Here is a 17,140-nt window from a genome sequence, read left to right as displayed (position 1 = left end):
TGCACGGGTATCCGGACACCTAAGTGGATGAAAAGTCGTAGAAAAGTACACTAATTGTTCGTTTCGCTTTGAGTGAATTGTGAGATTCCTGTAGAGTCGCACAAAGTTGTCTCGCCTATACTTGACTTTTTCCATGACTGGGTTGACGACAGGAAACCCAACATTACTACTCCTGCAAAAGAGAACCATTCAACGGTCTAACTCCACGCTTATTTATGCAATCATTGATGGTTGAAAAGCCTATAAATGTTGGGTTACCCTGCGGGAAACCAAGCTACCTAAACTCAACCCAACCTAAGGCGAGAGGATGTGATCGCCTGGAAGTTGAAGGAATAATCTGGAGCGGTTGGTTCTGGTCGTGACAGAATGAAACCATAGTTAGTTACACAACGTGCAACTTGGTAGTCAAGATCTCCGATATTAGGTTGAGTTACTGCTGGCTACTGACCATAAACCCGATACCGGTAGTGTTCTAGACCTGTTGTTTGTATTCCGTAAGAGCATTGCAGTGCAATGCTCCTACCAGATGTCAACTACATATTTGAAACACTACCCCCGATACCCTACACCCCACATCCCACTATGCCCGATCCTCGCCTGTACGAAAGTGACACCTACGTTTTGCTGGAGCCGGGAGAGACAGAACAATTTCTCTCAACGATAGAGATGCTAGGAAAACTGGAAGCCATTCTGGAAAAGCGCCAGAATGATTTGCCCAGGGATTTAGAGAAATTCTCTTCGATACCAGAACAGGCAAAGTATTTGTTGGAAACTTCCTGCGAATTAGATATGGAACCAGGGCAGTTTCTTCAGTGGTATGTGGTCAGGCTAGAGAAGTAGGAGGAAGATTTTAGATGAGTCAACCACAACGGCGTATGGATGAGTGTGCATGTGGCTGATGCCAAGGGAACTGGCTGTAAGCTAAAACTCTACCAAGACCAAGACCTCCGAAATATCGAAGATTTCGGAGGTCTGAAACTCTCTTCAGTAGTAACCGGCTCCAGGTTAGGCTGCACGAATTCCGATTTACCTGGCACCTAGCACCTAACACCTGGCACCTAGCACCTAGCCTTTACCCACCCCTACATAACGGAAGCCAGCCTGCTCGACTGCCTTGCGGTCAATGAAATTGCGTCCGTCGATGATGATGGGCGTGTTCATTAGGGATGCCATTTTGGCGAAGTCGAGAGTGCGGAATAGTTGCCAATCTGTCACCAGCACCAGCGCATCACAACCATCTGCCAAACGCTCCAGATCGGTTTCCACCAGCACATCGGATAGTCCGTGGCGCATCCCAGTCTGAGAAATAATCGGGTCGTATGCCTTCACCTTGGCACCCAGGCGGGTGAGTTGCTCAATAATGTTGAGGGCAGGTGCGTCCCGCAGGTCATCGGTATCGGGCTTAAAGGTCAACCCCAATAGTCCTACAGTCTTGCCTTTGAGGATCTTAAGCACTTGCTGGAGCTTTTCAACGACAATCAACCGCTGATGCTGGTTGACGCTAACAGCAGCCTTGAGCAGATGGGTCTCGTAGCCATAGTCATCGGCAGTGTGGATCAGGGCTGAGACATCTTTGGGGAAGCAGGAACCACCCCAACCAATCCCCGCCTGGAGAAACTTGTTGCCAATTCGGGAATCGAGTCCGATTCCTCTGGCAACTTCGGTTACGTCAGCACCGACGCGATCGCAGATATTGGCAACTTCGTTAATAAAGCTGATCTTGGTTGCCAGGAAGGCATTAGCTGCATACTTAATCATCTCCGCTGAACTCAGATCCGTGACCACCACGGGCACCGGGGGCAGGGACTTATCCTCAGCACACTGACGCTCGATGATGGGTGCATAGAGTTCTTGCATCAGGGCGATGGGCTTTGGCTTGTTGCTGCCTAAGACAATGCGATCGGGGTTGAAGGTGTCAAATACCGCAGACCCTTCCCGCAGAAACTCTGGATTGCTAACCACGTCAAATTCTGGTTCCTTAAAAATGCCAGATACGGTATCGGGAATCCCTCCACCTGCCAGAACAGGCACGCCTGTCCCAGCTTTCTTCTCAGCGTAACCATCCAGCACCAGCATTCTGACCCAGTCACCAGACCCAATTGGCACGGTCGATTTGTTCACAATCACCTTGTACTCCCCGTTCAAATGGGAGCCAATTCCTTTAGCAACGGCTTCTACATAACGGGTGTCACTTTCGCCGTTGGGTAGGGCTGGAGTTCCCACTGCAATAAACAGGACTTGCCCGTGGGTGACTCCGGCTTCCAGGTCGGTTGTAAACTCAATGCGGTTCGCGTCAATGGCGGACTGCATGATTTCCGATAGCCCTGGTTCAAAAATGGGCGATCGCCCGGATTTCATCAGCTTGACTTTTTCTTCATTGTTGTCCACACAGATGACATGATGACCTGCATGTGCCAGACAGGCTCCGGTCACTAAGCCGACGTATCCGGTACCGATTACACAAACACGCATGGAGAAAATCCTCAGAACTAGGGTTTAAGGTGAACAGTGGAGAAGAATCGAGTGAAATCAGCAGATGCTTCCCATTCCGGCAGATCCAGCAGCCTCTCTTGCCAGAACACTTTTCAAGTAAGTGGAGTAAATTTCAATCAAGACAGCCAAGGAGTTGAGATCATCAAGGTGTTCTGCATTCGATTGGAGGAAATCATTAGAGAAGTGTTACCGATCGCCAAGAGGGGAAACAGGCATGTCTAATGGATTAGCGTCTGGACTGCCAATCCGCGATCGGAAATCTGCAATGGTTTCTTGTAGCCCTTCCTGAAGTGGCAGGGTTGGTTGCCAGCCTAGCCACTCCCGTGCTTTGGTAATGTCTGGACGGCGGCGACGGGGGTCGTCCTGGGGCAGGGGCTTAAACTGAATGTCCACATCGGGGTTGATCATCTGCTGCACGGTTTGTGCCAGTTGCAAAATGGTGTACTCCTCTGGATTACCCAGGTTGACTGGACCCAGGTGATCGCCATTCATCAACCGCATTAACCCTTCTACCAGATCCGACACGTAGCAGAAACTGCGCGTTTGGGAACCATCCCCATAGACTGTGAGAGGAGTACCCCGCAATGCCTGCACGACAAAGTTGCTCACAACCCGACCATCATTCTCCAGCATCCGAGGACCATAGGTGTTAAAAATGCGGGCTACCCGGATCTGTACGTCGTTTTGCCGGTGATAGTCAAAGGCAAGGGTTTCAGCCACCCGTTTGCCCTCGTCGTAGCAGCTACGAATGCCGATTGGGTTGACGTTACCCCGGTACTCTTCCGACTGGGGATGAACTTCTGGATCGCCGTAGACTTCAGAGGTGGATGCCAGTAAAAATCTAGCTTTGACCCGCTTTGCTAAACCCAGCATGTTCAATGTCCCCATCACGTTCGTTTTGATGGTTTTGACTGGATTGTACTGGTAATGGACTGGCGATGCCGGGCAGGCAAGGTGGTAGATCTGATCCGCTTCCAATCGAATTGGCTCCGTAATGTCGTGGCGAATCAACTCAAAGTAAGGGTGATTCAACCATTTCAGAAGGTTGCGTTTATGCCCGGTGTAGAAGTTATCCAGGCAGATGACTTCGTGCCCCTCCACCATTAGTCGGTCTATGAGATGAGATCCAATAAACCCAGCGCCGCCAGTGACTAGAATTCTCATAAGTACGGGAAGTTGGTAAGGAATCTGGATATAGCGTTTTTGAATCCAGTGAGGTACATGGATAGCCGTAGAACCCTTGAGTCAAACAGATGAAATGCACCTCGCCCAGAAAGGAAACGCTATAAAAGCTTTACGTTAAGTGCTTCAGGTCGTCCGCTTTTCCCTCCCCTTTCAGGTTGGACAAAGATCCCTCGGCAAGAATCCGAGACAGTCTAAGAAATCTTACGGATAACCCCTTTACACATACTTCAAAAATGCCCCTATCACCGGAACCTTTGACAAAGGAGTTGGACTATGGTCGGAAAAGCGTCTGTTAGAAAAGCGCCCTACAGGGAATGCTACTCGTCAAAGGTTCCTGGATAGAAGATACGGTTGTTTAGAAAATTAACAAAGATTTTGCAGATCCGAAATTTCAATCTATAGGAATTCATTAAATCTTCAAAGGAAGAGTTTTGAAATTCGAGAGAATTTACTGAAGCCTGATGATGAACTATCCTTTGTTGAATTCGAGCTGTCCTACATATTTGTACTGCCCGTACTGTTGACCACTGCTGAACAGGCGAACTTCGTAGGTGCCAGTTCCCGGTAAGGGACAAATAATCGGGGGATTTTGAGTCGTTTGGTCGCTACAGCGCTCCGATCGCGAACTGCCTTTAGTGGCATAACTTGCCATTAGCCAGCGCTGTCCAGGATTAGAAAGCTGAATCATGGCTTCTCCCTCAACATCGGTTTGCGATCGCGTCGGTGAAACCAACCTCAGTCCATCCGCAAAGAATTGAGGACGTAGCATTGGCTGGCGGAGAAATTCACCGCGAGACAGAGTTTGCGGTAAAAGCTGCCACTGGGACTGTTCGGGGAAGTGGCTGATAAGCATGACTTCTGGCGGCGGAAACAAATATTCCGTGCGATATTGCTTGGTAAAGCCTGAGCCATTGACATAACCGCTGTCCCAGGTAGCATCGATCAGATACCAGTTTCCCTGAATTTTGGCGGCATTCCAGGCATGGCTCCCGCCATTCAAATCACTAATTTGAGTCCGCGAATCTCCCACCAAATAGACAATTTCCTCACCGATCGCGTCTCCTAATGCCACCAGCAATCTGGCATAGCCAGCACAGACCGCCTTCCGGGTACGGAACACCGTCTCAGCGTCCTGCGGAGGACGGGGAATCTGCCTAAAAAAGGCAGGGGCATCATAGGCAATGCGATCGGCAACATAATCATGGAGAGCCTTGACCCGCAGAAAGGGATCCTTTTCCTGCTGGGCAATGTAAGTAGCGACAGACTCAATACTTGTCTCCACACCGGCAGGCATATGGGCGATCGCCGGATGAAGGCTGCTGTTTTCCGCAGACCAAAAGGAAGGAACTTGGGAAGTCGCAGTTGGTTGGACTGGGGTTTGAGTCGTTGGCTTGGGTTGCGGTTGGGTCGGTAAGGTTCGATTAACCGGCTGAGGTGTAGATTCAACCGTAGTTTTATCGGCATACTCCTTGTAAGGGTTCTGGTGAACCGCCAGGTATAACCACTCCAACCGATTTGCCAGACTGAACAGCCCTTTGCGAATCAGTTCAGTCGGTGCCCCCTGCCTACCATCCAGCATCCAGTCGCCACGGGTAGCTAAGGCTAAAAACGTCGTCTGCGGACGCAGTGCCAGCAGACAGGCAATAAAAATCAGGTTCAGCAATAGAGTGCGGAGAATGATGCGATCGCCCCAGGTCAACACTCCTGCCTCCCTTCGCTTACGCCGGACATACAAGTCCCAGGTAATGGGCACGAGGGGAAACAACAAAATTCCCGAAAAAACCACTAACCAGGTGGGACCGTTACTATAGGCAACTAGCGATGAAGCGAACCAGACACCCAGCACGGGGGTCAGAAAAACCAGCAGCGTCAACAAGAGCTTGACCAGCAGAAACGGCAGAGTGAGGAGAAAACGCATAGTTTCCTTTGGGGCAGGTGGTAGTAGGGTCTGGTGCTGCTAATGTACCCAAACTGCTGATTGCAATTTAGTTTCTTCGCGGTGTACTGATGGTTTTGGACTACAGAGCGTATAGCAAAGTTTCCTGAATTCCCGCTATAAAACATCCCATGTCCATCCCTATTGATGATTTACAAACTCACGCTACGATCCTCGGCAGTTTTGTAGCCCTCCTCTGGCTGCTGGAAGCGATCGATCAACTCCTATTTCGCGGTCGGCTTGACCGCCTTGGTATCCGCCCTCGGACTCAAATTGGGCTGCGGGGAATCCTGTTTGCGCCCCTATTGCATGGCACCTGGAAACATTTGTCTGCCAACACCCTGCCGCTGCTTGTGCTGGGTTGGCTGGTCATGATCCGGGGAATCGAGGAATTTGCGATCGCCACCAGTATTGTCTGGTTAGTCAGTGGTTTAGGGGTATGGTTATTTGGGGGTCCCAATACCTTGCATATTGGTGCCAGTGGTCTTGTCTTTGGCTATTTTGGCATTCTCCTATCTCGCGGTTATTTCGACCAAGATGCTATCTCTGCCGTATCGGCAGTTCTGGTCGTTCTGCTGTATGGTCCTTTAATTTGGGGAGTATTGCCCCTCCGACGAGGTATTTCCTGGCAGGCACATTTGTTCGGTTTTCTGGGCGGCATTTTAGTCACCCGCTACTTCCTTTAAAGCCTGGGCGCAAAGCCGTAACCGCCAAAGCCCAGTTCTAAATGCAGTAATCCAAACAGGCTTTTAGAATAAATATATTCAGGGTCTACCAGATTCTACAAAAACTCCCCATGCAAGCCCGCTATTTCATCAATCTCCATAAAGGCTCGACTCCCATCATTGTTTTGGGACTGATGCTGCTCTACCAAAACTTCTCTTTGGGAGCCTGGGTTTATCTAGCGTTGCATGGAACATATGGTGTTTTGTGGTTACTAAAGGACTGGATCTACCCTGACCAGCAGTGGAAGCAACCCGTTTCCTTGTGGATAGGGTTAGTCATTTTAAGCATGACCAGTCTGTACTGGGTGGCCCCTTTGATTTTGATTAGCAGTGGTGCTCAACCTTCATTTCTCATTGTTGCGGTAGCGATCGCCACCAACCTGCTGGGAGTATTTCTGCACTTTGGGAGTGACGCTCAGAAGCATTACACGCTCAAGTATCGCTCAGGGTTGATTACAGAGGGCTTTTTTGCTCGTTCGCGCAATCCTAATTACTTGGGTGAAATCCTGATCTATCTGGCATTTGCGATGCTGGCGCAACACTGGTTACCCGTTGCAATTCTGGCAGGGATGGTTGGAATTCTGTTTGTACCCAATATGCTCAGAAAAGATCGATCGCTGTCCCGCTATCCTGAATTTGAAGCTTATAAAGCCAACTCTGGACTATTGTTTCCAAAACTGCTGGGAACCCGTCCGTTGGAAAGTGGAGCAGCCCCTACTTCTGATTAGGGGTTTGGTTATACCGATTTGAACGGACTTGTGGGCACATCGAAGTTCTGGAGGGGCTTGGCACTGCCAAGCCCGTACTGGGATCTGCCGTGGTTTCAATTCAAATTGGTATTAGGTGTCTAACTTCGGTGAGTGCTGCGACCGGTAAGCCAGCACAACCCAGCCTGCTGCAATGGTCGCAACCGCCGGAGCAACGACAGGCACCCAGCCCATCTGGGTAAAGATGCCAAAGCAAATCCCTCCTAAGACCAGCAGTGCCATGACTCCCGTGGCACCGGGTAAGGTTGGACGGCGATACCAGGCAAGTGTTGCCCCTGCGACTGCCCATCCGGCAATCCAGATTACCTCAACCCACTCAGCCCAGAACCAGAACAGCGATCGCCCCTCCAGCGCTGCATCCAGGAACTGGCTCACCATGATCGCATGGAGCATGACCCCCGTCATCTTGGGGACATCCTTCTCGATTGAACTGTAGGGGGTAAAAAACAGGCCTTTTGCACTGGATGCCGTTGTCCCAATCAACACAATTCGGTTCTTAACCCACTCCGGGTTGACCTGTCCGGTGAGCACCTGCTCCAGAGTGACCTGCTGCACCGGATTTCTGCCCCGATAGCGGAGCAAGACCTGATAGCCGCGCTCGTCAATGTCCTGGTAGCCACCGGAATGGCTTTCCAATGGCTGAAACAAGGCTTTCCCCAGTCGTGCTGCATTGGCATCCTGTGGAACGGGTTCAAGCTGAATGCTCTGCTGCGCCAAATACAGCAATGCCAGGCGCAGCGAAAAGGAATAAAAGGTCCTTCCCTGATAGTCCGCAAACATCAAGTTGCGGCGAACCACCCCATCTGGGTCAAGCACCAGGTCATTAAAACCAACCCGATGCTCCGGCATACCGGGGGGCGGCGGGGTTGCCGGTGTATCGGCATGACCCAATCTAGTGATCGCAATTACTCTGGAGTCATCCAGTTCCGTCTTTAACGCTGCCTGGGGGCGATCGCGCAACAAATCCAAACCGATCGCCCCTGGCTGGTAAGGCTTCAATTTCTGAAACACTTGAGCCAGTACCCCATCTGGTACCGGAAATCCATGCTTCTGAATGTCTGTCTCCGTAATAGCCACGACCAACAAGCGAGGGTCGGGATCTGAAACAGGACCAATCTGCACCATACGGTCAAAAACTGCCAGTTCCAAAGGTTGCAACCACCCCAATTGCCGCCCCCCTAACACAAACGCCGTGACCGCAAAACTGGCAACCCCAATCACAACCGATGCTGGTGCCAGTTTGCCTTTACGTCGATCTCTCAGCTTTGCCGGATTGCGAGAGGACTCTTGCAATTCCTTTGCGGGCAACCCATCAACCCGCGTCTCTGACATTTTCGTCGTGTCTTCTACGGCATCAGTCCACAGTTCAGTGGGCTGATCAGAGGGAACCTCCGTCGGTTGGTTGAGCACAACCTGTGTGGGTGAATCTAGCGCCTCCAGCACCTCTGTCGCAGAGTGGTAACGTTGACTGAAGTGATAACGGGTCATACAGGTCAAAATGGCTGCCAGTTTAGGACTGACCTCCGTTTCATCCACCCAGACCACTTCGCCCGTCTCCGGATGGGTGGGCAGTTGAGCTGGTTGTAGCCCGGTTAAAGCATAGATGGCAGTCATACCCAGCGCATAGAGATCGCTGTTGTAGCGTGGCTTGCCCATCAACTGCTCACTGGGTCCATACCCCTGAGTGCCAATCCCCACTGTGAGATTAGTTTGTCCCGATTCAGTCGAAAGCTGAGTCTGTATTTCCTTAACCGCCCCAAAATCAATCAGGACGTACTTACCATCGCACTGACGTCGAATCAAGTTACCTGGTTTGATGTCGCGGTGGATGACATGATTTTGATGGACAAATTCCAGCACATGCAGCACATCTCGCAGCATCGCAAGCACGGCTGTCTCGTTCATGCGCCTGAGTGTAACCAGCTCATCGCTCAACAACCGCCCTTCTATATATTCCTGAACTAAATAAAATTCTTGGTTCTCTTCAAAGTCATCCAATAAGGAGGGAATTTGGCTGTGACTACCGAGCTTTCTTAAGGTTTCGACTTCGCTGGCAAATAACCGACGGGCAATATGGAGGAAGCTTTCATCCTGACGGGATGGCTTGAACTGTTTAACCACACATCGGCGGCTCTCTGGTGGCTGAATATCTTCAGCGATGTAGGTCTGCCCAAATCCACCACTCCCCAGCACCCGAATAATGCGATAGCGTCCATTGAGCAGGATTTCCAGCATGGGGGCAAGAAGGAGTCAGGTAAGACGAAGGATATTAAGTAGCTGGGTGTAATTAAATTAAAAATAGTTTGGGGGGTGGAGGGGGTGGAACCCCCTCCCTGGGGGCGCAGCCCCCCCTCCCCCGTCTTACAATTAATTTGAACCACCTACTTACCCAATCACTTATCGATTGTGGCACACAATAAAACCTCCCTTTTTTGACTCTGGAAAATACAAGTCAGGTCATTTTCTCCCTTTAGACAAAGCCTAACCCACTCCTTTCACCAATTTTTCTAGAACTCAATTAGCGTAGGAGTTTAAGAACTTATTAAAGTTAGGGGAATCCTGTATTTCTCTAGGTACTTTGAAAAGTGAGATACCTCCTAACTGCGTCTCTAGCCCCATTGGTTCTGCCGATTATCGGTAGCCAAATGGGGTTTCTGTGTTTAAGGAGATAAGTCGTAAGGGCAGGAGTTTTTAAGAGTTAGTTAGCACTAGACTAAACCTCCGAGGTTTTCAAACGGAGGTCTGGGGGCTTGCTCAATATCAACTCTTCAACGACTCCCTCGATCGCCTGATTTCAACCCTAATTTTGCCGCCAAAGTCGGGAATGGGGGCAGCGGGTTTGGTCAGGCAAACCTGGACTTGCTGAAGGATAGGCAACGTTGTGGGAGGGGCTGGATAGAGTATGGCATGGGCGATCTCGTCTGCCATTCTTTCCAATAGAGCAAATTTTGATGTCTTGACGAGGTGCTGAACGGTACTGATGACGGCGCGATAGTCCAGAGTGTCTTCCAGGCGATCGCTCTTACCAGCGATGGACAGATCCAGCCACAGGGTCAGATCGACCTCAAACCACTGTCCCAAGATTTTTTCTTCTGCTAGAACTCCCGTATAGCCGTAGCAACGTATCCCACTGAGATGAATGCTATCCATGAATCGCGCCTGTGAGGCAGATTTAAAAATGTTAATGGCAGTTTCAATCGGCTGTGCTTGAAATTAACATTGTTCTCCAGCGATTAGTGCATCAGTTCGTGAATCTAATGCTAAGATTCCCTGAGTCTAGAGTTAAAACTCCGTGAATGCTTATGGAGACCGAAGCTGTCATAGGACCCAATGGGTTGATGGATATTGAAGCCGTCCAAAAAGCACTGAATCGTTCCAGGGCTTCGATCTATCGCTACGCCAATACCGATCCGACCTGTCTAAATCCTTCCTACGATCCCGAATGTCTGAATCCTGAACTGCGGCTAAGTAAAGACGACCCGCTTCTGTTTCATCCCAATGAAGTTGCGCGGTTTGCAACGGATGTCTTGAAAATCAAGCAGGTGACGATTGAGGTGCGCGATGTGGCTCCAACGCCAACCCAGGAGTTATTGCAGGCGATTTTAGTAGAATTACAGACCATTCATCAATTGCTGAAAACCCGCCATTGAGGGATTAGCGATCGCAGACTGGATCAACCTCACCACCTTAGAAACCCGTAGGACAGACCACTCGTAGACTGTGGCTTCAGTTTGGCACCTCTGGTTCAGTCGGGAGAGGGATTTTTTATCAAAAATTTAGATCCCTCTCAATCCTGGCTCTAGAGCACCGCTACGATAGAAACAGGAGGCTGAGGAAAAGGGGGAACCCAAGGGGATCGGTGAGTGCTAAAGATTAGAAGCTATAACTTTTTCAACGCCCCCTTAAATTGGGGACTAAATCTAAAAAGCTTGCAGGTGAGATTTTGAGCAAAACCCTGGAGGTTAGGCTCCTCCTGTCTGTAAGTGTTTATCAGGAACCCTCTCTGCTGAAGGGTTCGCTAAAATAGTTAGCAGAGGAGACGATACCAAATTCGTTCTCTACGGGTTAAATAAAAGTACATCGTTGGTGCCACACATTTTTATGGAATCTGGTAGTCAGTCTGATAATTCACCGGGTCGATCTTCTAACCGAGTTGCGGAGATTATTGGAGCGCTCATTGCATTGCTGACCCTCACTTTACCTCTGACCATCATTTCTCACTATTCCAGCAATGGGAATTTTTTACCCCCTACCACCAATCGGAACCTGACCAGGCGATAGTCACCGCGCTTGCATTTCATCAGTGAAATCTTAGAGAATAAGTGCAACTCTATTCGTCCTCCTGGATCGCTATGATCCAAGAGGAAGGTTTTTTAACTTGGACTTTTTTTGGGTTGGACCATGACATCATACGCATCCTCGTCTGCAAAAGCTGAAATGAGCGAACTGCGGCGGTTGAGAACTTTGCTTCCCCCAGAGTTGCAAAGCTGGGTATCGGTTGAAGGAACAACGGCAGTTAATCCTCCCCTGATTATCTCTGAGGAAATCGGGAAAGACGAGGTTGAGGTTCAAATTGACATGGTCAAGTGGGAGCAGTTGGCCCTTGATCAACGAAATCTTCTGTTCTGGCATGAGGTTGCCCGGATTCAGAATGACACCATTCCTAAGGATGGATGGGAAATGGCTGCGTTAGCGATCGGTTTGGGCGGCGCAGTGGGTGAACTGTGGGTTCAGGATGGATTGCTATTGTTGCTGGCATTGTCACTCTGTGGAGTTTCTGGTTGGCGGTTGTGGCAGAAAAACAGCGGCGAAAAGGTGATGAAGGAGTTGATCGAGGCAGATGAGCGGGCGATCGCGCTGGCACAGCGGTTTGGCTATACTCTTCCCAATGCTTACAAAAGCCTTGGTAGTGCCCTCAAAGCCCTGATTGAACAGTCTCCTAAAAAGCGGTTGCGGTCCAGGTATGAGAATCGCTTAGATGCGCTCAAAAAGAGTGCAGCAAAGGCAAAGGCTAAGTTGAAAAATCAAGCTGGCGAAGCCTATTAATTTTTGCCTAGTATTAATTTTCGAGTTATGGATTCTACCCAAACCAGTTTTGTCTGTTAAAACAGCGAAGCCGAATTCTTACCATAAATTTCTCAACCAAAATTTTTTCGGTCAAGAACGAGTTTTCCACAGGCATCTGAGCTTTTCTGGGACTTTTCCACAGACTTGGGGAGGTTTTCCACAGAAATTTCTACCAGGGCAGGTGGGTTACAGAAGGCAATGTCCAAAGGAAAGTTTAAAGAATGATTAATTTTGTTGCTCTGTCATGCAGCTTAGTTCGGTTTCCTTGCTTCGATTGCTTGTCTCACCTGTTCAACTTTCAGTCCTAATGCCTCTGAAATCTGCTCCACACTCAACCCCATTGCCACCAATCGGGGAATGACTTCTAGTTTGCCTTCTAGTTTGCCTTCTAGTTTGCCTTCCTCTGCAACATCTTGATAAAACCGAGTTTGCTTCAAATCATTTAACCCAAACATCGCTTCTAACTCCTGTCGGCTTCGTTGTGGAAATTTATAGATAATGATGTTCTGAATTAATCTTATTACACTCACCCTAAGGGCATCGTCCGCTAGTTCTTGCTGAGTTTGCTGCACCAAACCCTTTGCGGTTGCTATCGCGTTCTGTTTAGATTCCACAATAAGCTGTATGATTTGTATCCCAAGGAATCTTTCAGGGTTGGGTTCTAGCTGATCCAGATACACAATCCGAAGCTTGTGACAGGTTAATAGATGCTGATACTCTGTGGGAATGCCAGGATCTAGTCTGGCTCTGGCAAAGATTAGAACTGCCATCCAATCTTGATTGGGTTTGGATTGTCCTAGGTATAGATAGCTTTCGGTAATAAATCGCCAGTAAATGTCTGGGTCATTTTGGAACTGGACTTCGGTGAAATGGATAGGATATTGATTACTGATTGTTTTGGGTAAAAAGACACCATCGATCCGAAAACTGAGAGCTTTCACTTCAACCGAGGCAAATTCATAGACAGTGGCATCGATGCTAGATTCGCCAATCAATTGAAAAAAGCTGATAGGAAAGGTTTTGAATAGCTGGTAGAAAATACTATCCGTCTTCAAAATAGAGATCGAGCCGCAAAGGTTAATTGCGATTTTACCCTGTCCCTCAACTCATTAGCAGAAAGTTGCTACCTTTGTCCTTTCGTAGGAAGATTTATACAGTGAGCAATGAATCATGAAAGGTAAGCAGGTTTTATTAGCAGGGGGAACAGGAGGGCTGGGTTTGGGTGTTACACCCATGGTTCTGGCGCGTGGTGCCCAGATTACCATTCCTTACCACAGTGCCAGAGAGGTTGAGCGGCTGAAGGGGTATTTGCCTCCGGCGGATGTTGCGCGCATTCAATTTGTGGGGGTTGATTTGACTAACGAATCTGCCGTACAGGAACTGGTGGATAGCATGGGCAGGGTCGATGTATTGATCCATCTGGTGGGTGGTTTCTCAATGGGACCAACCCATGAATATAGCCTGGAGCAATGGCGACAAGATCTGGAGCTAAACCTGACTACTACCTTTCTGGTCTCTAAACACAGTTTGAGAAAAATGTTGGAACATGGTTATGGGCGTATTGTGACTACGGGTTCACGGGGAGCAGTCGAACCGGGCGGGCAACTGGCAGCTTACTGTGCCTCTAAAGCAGGAGTCGTGGCACTGACCAAGGCGATCGCTGCCGAAACCAGAGGCACCAACATTACTGCTAACGTTGTTCTGCCGAGCATTATTGATACCTCCGCTAACCGGGTTGCCATGGGTGCAGAAAATGCTTCTCAGTGGGTGAAGCCTGAATCGTTGGCAGAAGTGATTTGTTTCCTGGCTTCAGAAGCTGCTCGTGATATACGCGGTGCAGCCGTTCCGGTTTACGGGAGTGTATGACGTAATGAGGAAAAACAATGAAAAAAGCTTTACCGACTGACTCCGATGCCCCGAATAGCCTGATCGAAGAAACACCCAAAAAGCTGAAAAAGAAGAAATCGCCAACTGAAAAAAAGCTCTCTAAACAGTCTCGGAAGAAAGATGGCGGTAAGGAGGTAAAAATAGACCCCCTGCCCTATGAAGAGGGCGATCGCCCTAAAAAGTTAAAGAGCAAATTTTACGAAGCGGAACTTGCCAAGATCCAGATGGAACTGGTGAAGCTCCAGTATTGGGTCAAGCATGCAGGCTTACGGGTAGTCATTATCTTTGAAGGTCGAGATGCTGCCGGTAAAGGCAGCACCATTAAACGGATTACTGAACCGATGAATCCCCGTGGCTGTCGGGTGGTCGCATTAGGCGCACCTTCTGACCATGAGAAGACTCAATGGTACTTTCAGCGGTATGTGCCTCACCTGCCCGGCGCTGGAGAGATTGTGTTGTTTGATCGGAGCTGGTATAACCGGGCTGGGGTAGAGAATGTGATGGGGTTCTGTACGGAAGAGCAGTACCGAGAGTTTTTGCAGTCCTGCCCAGAATTTGAGCGCATGTTAGTGAGATCGGGCATTATCCTGATCAAGTATTGGTTTTCGGTCAGCGATGATGAACAGGAACGTCGGTTTCAGTCACGCATGATGGATCCTGCCCGCCGCTGGAAACTAAGTCCTATGGATCTGGAGTCGCGTAACCGTTGGGAAGAATATTCCAAGGCTAAAGATGAAATGTTTGCCCATACCAACATCCCGGAAGCACCCTGGTTCACAGTCGAAGCCGACGACAAAAAAAGTGCTCGCCTCAACTGCATTAGCCACCTTCTGAGTAAAATTCCCTACGAAGATATCACCCCTGAACCGTTTGACTTACCGCCGAGGAAGCCAGCCGTCGGCTACGTTCGACCACCGAAGAATGAGCAGTTTTTTGTACCGCAGGTTTATTAGGGGTAAAGCGAAAAGTTTGAGGAGTGGGGGGGGAAGTGAGAGTTTTGAGTTAAAGATATTTACTTCTTCACTCTTGATCCGTCATCCGTCATCCTTTCCCCATACCCTGCCCCCTTCCTCATTTCATTACCTGAATCCCGGATTGCCTGAACCTTGTCACCCACAGGTCTAAATCAGGATCGGGGATGGCTATCTGCATTTTTTCCCGGATCTCCTCTGCCTGGGATCGGGATTCTGCCAGGGCAAATACGGTCGGTCCAGAGCCAGACATCATGGTGCCGAGGGTTCCAATTTGATCAAAGGTTTCGCGTAATTTTAGGACCTGGGGATATTCGGGTAGCACAACCTTTTCCAGGTCGTTGTAGAGTAATTTGCCGATCTGAATGCCATTACGACGGGCGATCGCTGCCATCATTGGACCCGCATGAACCTGCTGTCGCCGATGTTCTAAATCAGCTTCCCTGAGGTAAGAGTCCCCAAACGTTTGGCGGTAGGTTTTGTATGCCCACGGCGTAGACACTGAAAGACTGCGGTACTTTGCCAGCACGACATAAAGGCTATCCAAGCTCTGTAGGGCATCCAACTTTTCTCCCCGTCCGGTTGCCAGGGCAGTGCCCCCCGCCAGACAAAACGGTACATCCGAACCTAACTGTGCGCCAAACTCTTCCAACTCATCGTAGGTTAGCCCTAGGTTCCACAACAGATCCATACCCACTAAAACGGCTGCCGCATTGCTTGACCCACCTGCCATTCCAGCACCTACTGGAGTTTGCTTATCTATATAGATATCCACGCCACCAAAACGGGCAAAATGCTCTGGAAAGTGCTGGCTCATGAGTGCTGCTGCTTTATACGCCAGATTGCTGCTGTCCACCGGCACCTGAGGATGGTTACACCCGACATGAATCGTTTGCGAACCGTTGGCACGAAGATCAATCCGGTCTGCCAGGTCCACACTCTGGAGAACCATAATCAGTTCATGAAAGCCATCAGGGCGATCGCCTAAAATTTCCAGGTAAAGATTAATTTTGGCAGGAGCCAGCAGAGAGTAGGAACGCATGGGCAAGGGAGAGGGGATGAAGGGTGGAGAAGAGGGGAACAGGGGGAAAAGGGAGAGGAGTTATTGGTTATTGGTTATTGGTTATTGGTTATTGGTTATTGGTTATTGGTTATTGGTTATTGGTCATTGGTTATTAGTCATTGGTCATTTGGTTTTATAGATAACAAATGACAAGGGACGAATGACAAACAACGACCTATTACTCGTTACCGCTTAATTTTTAACTTCCAACTTTCAACTTTCAACCCCCTTCCCCCTGTAATGCGTTACTCAACGCCACCCAGTGCTCAACGCTCAAATCCTCGGCGCGAGCCTGGGGGTTTACCTTCAATTGTTCCAGCAATTGACTCAGTTGGTCACTGTCAATCAGGCTTTTCAAATTATTTCGCAGCATTTTCCGCTTGCTGGAAAAGCCTAGCTTAATCAGGGTTTCCATATGGCGTGGGTCTTGGGCAGGCTGTTCTACCCGGCGGGGAATGAGACGGATCACAGCAGAATCAACCTTAGGTGCTGGCTGAAAGGCTTTGGCAGGGACATCACAGATAAACTGGCAGGCTGCCAGGTATTGCACCCGCACGGATAGTGCCCCGAAGTGAGTAGAACCTGGGTTGGCTGTCAATCGTTGGGCGACTTCTTTTTGCACCAGCAGCACGATCGCCTCAAACGGTTGGGGATTGGGATGGGCAATGGTGCCTAATAGTTTCTCCAGGATGGGTCCGGTAATGTTATAGGGAATATTGGCAACAACTTTGTTGGGATTTTGAAAGTTTGGAAAGGGTTCCAGTAAGACATCCAAACTTAATGAAAGGAAGTCCCCTTGAAGCAACAGAAAATTCTCGATTTTGCCTAATTTTTGAGCCAGGATTTTACATAAATCCCGGTCAATTTCTACAGCCACTACTGCTTCAGCTAGAGGGGCTAGTTGGCGAGTTAAGACACCGGTACCGGGACCAATTTCTAAAATGCGATCGCTCTCTACCAGATCCGCTGCGGCAACTATTTTGTTGAGCGCTTTTTCACTCTGAAGCCAGTGCTGACCAAATTGTTTACGTGCTTTAGGCACTACC

General features: G+C 49.3%; 16 protein-coding genes. 8 read left to right on the top strand and 8 right to left on the bottom strand.

The genetic code is table 11. From position 1 onward, the window contains the following. Window positions 1-582: 582 nt before the first annotated feature. The gene (locus AC1S52_RS28605; RefSeq protein ID WP_482032453.1) at window positions 583-840 is read left to right on the top strand and encodes a CRR7 family NDH-1 assembly protein; all 258 of its coding nucleotides are present in this window, start codon (window positions 583-585) and stop codon (window positions 838-840) included. Between the two features lie 225 nt (window positions 841-1,065). Here the strand turns inward: AC1S52_RS28605 and AC1S52_RS28600 are convergent, their stop codons facing one another. The 3 genes from AC1S52_RS28600 to AC1S52_RS28590 form a co-directional block, all read right to left on the bottom strand. After that, window positions 1,066-2,472: a UDP-glucose dehydrogenase family protein gene (locus AC1S52_RS28600; protein ID WP_482032452.1), complete on the bottom strand. Its 1,407-nt coding sequence runs from the start codon at window positions 2,470-2,472 to the stop codon at window positions 1,066-1,068. Between the two features lie 207 nt (window positions 2,473-2,679). Then, window positions 2,680-3,657 (bottom strand): UDP-glucuronic acid decarboxylase family protein, encoded by a 978-nt coding sequence (locus AC1S52_RS28595; protein WP_482032451.1) that lies wholly within the window; start codon window positions 3,655-3,657, stop codon window positions 2,680-2,682. A gap of 490 nt (window positions 3,658-4,147) precedes the next feature. Further along, the gene (locus tag AC1S52_RS28590) at window positions 4,148-5,596 is read right to left on the bottom strand and encodes a transglutaminase domain-containing protein (RefSeq protein WP_482032450.1); all 1,449 of its coding nucleotides are present in this window, start codon (window positions 5,594-5,596) and stop codon (window positions 4,148-4,150) included. A 149-nt stretch (window positions 5,597-5,745) separates the two neighbouring features. Between AC1S52_RS28590 and AC1S52_RS28585 the strand changes: the two genes are divergently transcribed. Further along, window positions 5,746-6,300, top strand: a complete 555-nt coding sequence (locus AC1S52_RS28585) for a rhomboid family intramembrane serine protease (RefSeq protein WP_482032449.1) — start codon at window positions 5,746-5,748, stop codon at window positions 6,298-6,300. 110 nt (window positions 6,301-6,410) lie between these two features. Beyond that, window positions 6,411-7,067 (top strand): methyltransferase family protein, encoded by a 657-nt coding sequence (locus AC1S52_RS28580; RefSeq protein ID WP_482032448.1) that lies wholly within the window; start codon window positions 6,411-6,413, stop codon window positions 7,065-7,067. Window positions 7,068-7,178: 111 nt separating this feature from the next. On the opposite strand, the gene AC1S52_RS28575 is transcribed toward AC1S52_RS28580, so the two are convergent. After that, window positions 7,179-9,341 (bottom strand): CHASE2 domain-containing protein, encoded by a 2,163-nt coding sequence (locus AC1S52_RS28575; RefSeq protein ID WP_482032447.1) that lies wholly within the window; start codon window positions 9,339-9,341, stop codon window positions 7,179-7,181. Window positions 9,342-9,866: 525 nt separating this feature from the next. Next, window positions 9,867-10,256: a dihydroneopterin aldolase gene (gene folB, locus AC1S52_RS28570; RefSeq protein WP_482032446.1), complete on the bottom strand. Its 390-nt coding sequence runs from the start codon at window positions 10,254-10,256 to the stop codon at window positions 9,867-9,869. A gap of 152 nt (window positions 10,257-10,408) precedes the next feature. Between folB and AC1S52_RS28565 the strand changes: the two genes are divergently transcribed. From AC1S52_RS28565 to AC1S52_RS28555, 3 genes are all read left to right on the top strand, one after another. Next, window positions 10,409-10,756, top strand: coding sequence for a resolvase (locus tag AC1S52_RS28565; protein ID WP_482032445.1), 348 nt, complete (start codon window positions 10,409-10,411; stop codon window positions 10,754-10,756). Window positions 10,757-11,207: 451 nt separating this feature from the next. Then, a complete protein-coding gene (locus AC1S52_RS28560; RefSeq protein WP_482032444.1) occupies window positions 11,208-11,387 on the top strand; it encodes a TLTLP motif-containing protein in 180 nt (59 codons plus the stop codon). 120 nt (window positions 11,388-11,507) lie between these two features. After that, a complete protein-coding gene (locus tag AC1S52_RS28555; RefSeq protein WP_482032443.1) occupies window positions 11,508-12,152 on the top strand; it encodes a DUF3318 domain-containing protein in 645 nt (214 codons plus the stop codon). A gap of 272 nt (window positions 12,153-12,424) precedes the next feature. Here AC1S52_RS28555 and AC1S52_RS28550 read toward each other — a convergent pair whose 3' ends face one another. Beyond that, window positions 12,425-13,228 (bottom strand): Rpn family recombination-promoting nuclease/putative transposase, encoded by an 804-nt coding sequence (locus tag AC1S52_RS28550; RefSeq protein ID WP_482032442.1) that lies wholly within the window; start codon window positions 13,226-13,228, stop codon window positions 12,425-12,427. A 115-nt stretch (window positions 13,229-13,343) separates the two neighbouring features. Here AC1S52_RS28550 and fabG point away from each other — a divergent pair, with 115 nt between their 5' ends. Together fabG and ppk2 are read left to right on the top strand one after the other, a co-directional pair. Then, window positions 13,344-14,039, top strand: coding sequence for a 3-oxoacyl-ACP reductase FabG (gene fabG, locus AC1S52_RS28545; RefSeq protein ID WP_482032441.1), 696 nt, complete (start codon window positions 13,344-13,346; stop codon window positions 14,037-14,039). A gap of 17 nt (window positions 14,040-14,056) precedes the next feature. Then, window positions 14,057-15,013, top strand: coding sequence for a polyphosphate kinase 2 (gene ppk2, locus AC1S52_RS28540; RefSeq protein WP_482032440.1), 957 nt, complete (start codon window positions 14,057-14,059; stop codon window positions 15,011-15,013). 118 nt (window positions 15,014-15,131) lie between these two features. On the opposite strand, the gene ispE is transcribed toward ppk2, so the two are convergent. Beyond that, complete coding sequence (gene ispE / locus AC1S52_RS28535) at window positions 15,132-16,073, bottom strand: 4-(cytidine 5'-diphospho)-2-C-methyl-D-erythritol kinase (RefSeq protein WP_482032439.1); 942 nt, start codon at window positions 16,071-16,073, stop codon at window positions 15,132-15,134. Between the two features lie 241 nt (window positions 16,074-16,314). Then, window positions 16,315-17,136, bottom strand: coding sequence for a 16S rRNA (adenine(1518)-N(6)/adenine(1519)-N(6))-dimethyltransferase RsmA (gene rsmA, locus AC1S52_RS28530; protein ID WP_482032438.1), 822 nt, complete (start codon window positions 17,134-17,136; stop codon window positions 16,315-16,317). Window positions 17,137-17,140: the final 4 nt, after the last annotated feature.

It is taken from the genome of Kovacikia sp. CALU 1929 (assembly GCF_056784235.1).
The sequence above is the reverse complement of the archived record's forward strand: the minus strand, read 5'-3'. Positions and strand labels throughout refer to the sequence as shown.

What these genes read in the sequence shown, in the direction of transcription:
- AC1S52_RS28565 (WP_482032445.1), top strand. Translation starts at nt 10,409, where the DNA reads ATGGAGACCGAAGCTGTCATAGGACCCAATGGGTTGATGGATATTGAA.
- ppk2 (WP_482032440.1), top strand. Translation starts at nt 14,057, where the DNA reads ATGAAAAAAGCTTTACCGACTGACTCCGATGCCCCGAATAGCCTGATC.
- AC1S52_RS28555 (WP_482032443.1), top strand. Translation starts at nt 11,508, where the DNA reads ATGACATCATACGCATCCTCGTCTGCAAAAGCTGAAATGAGCGAACTG.
- AC1S52_RS28580 (WP_482032448.1), top strand. Translation starts at nt 6,411, where the DNA reads ATGCAAGCCCGCTATTTCATCAATCTCCATAAAGGCTCGACTCCCATC.
- fabG (WP_482032441.1), top strand. Translation starts at nt 13,344, where the DNA reads ATGAAAGGTAAGCAGGTTTTATTAGCAGGGGGAACAGGAGGGCTGGGT.
- AC1S52_RS28585 (WP_482032449.1), top strand. Translation starts at nt 5,746, where the DNA reads ATGTCCATCCCTATTGATGATTTACAAACTCACGCTACGATCCTCGGC.
- ispE (WP_482032439.1), bottom strand. Translation starts at nt 16,073, where the DNA reads ATGCGTTCCTACTCTCTGCTGGCTCCTGCCAAAATTAATCTTTACCTG.
- AC1S52_RS28595 (WP_482032451.1), bottom strand. Translation starts at nt 3,657, where the DNA reads ATGAGAATTCTAGTCACTGGCGGCGCTGGGTTTATTGGATCTCATCTC.
- AC1S52_RS28605 (WP_482032453.1), top strand. Translation starts at nt 583, where the DNA reads ATGCCCGATCCTCGCCTGTACGAAAGTGACACCTACGTTTTGCTGGAG.
- AC1S52_RS28560 (WP_482032444.1), top strand. Translation starts at nt 11,208, where the DNA reads ATGGAATCTGGTAGTCAGTCTGATAATTCACCGGGTCGATCTTCTAAC.
- AC1S52_RS28590 (WP_482032450.1), bottom strand. Translation starts at nt 5,596, where the DNA reads ATGCGTTTTCTCCTCACTCTGCCGTTTCTGCTGGTCAAGCTCTTGTTG.
- folB (WP_482032446.1), bottom strand. Translation starts at nt 10,256, where the DNA reads ATGGATAGCATTCATCTCAGTGGGATACGTTGCTACGGCTATACGGGA.
- AC1S52_RS28600 (WP_482032452.1), bottom strand. Translation starts at nt 2,472, where the DNA reads ATGCGTGTTTGTGTAATCGGTACCGGATACGTCGGCTTAGTGACCGGA.
- AC1S52_RS28575 (WP_482032447.1), bottom strand. Translation starts at nt 9,341, where the DNA reads ATGCTGGAAATCCTGCTCAATGGACGCTATCGCATTATTCGGGTGCTG.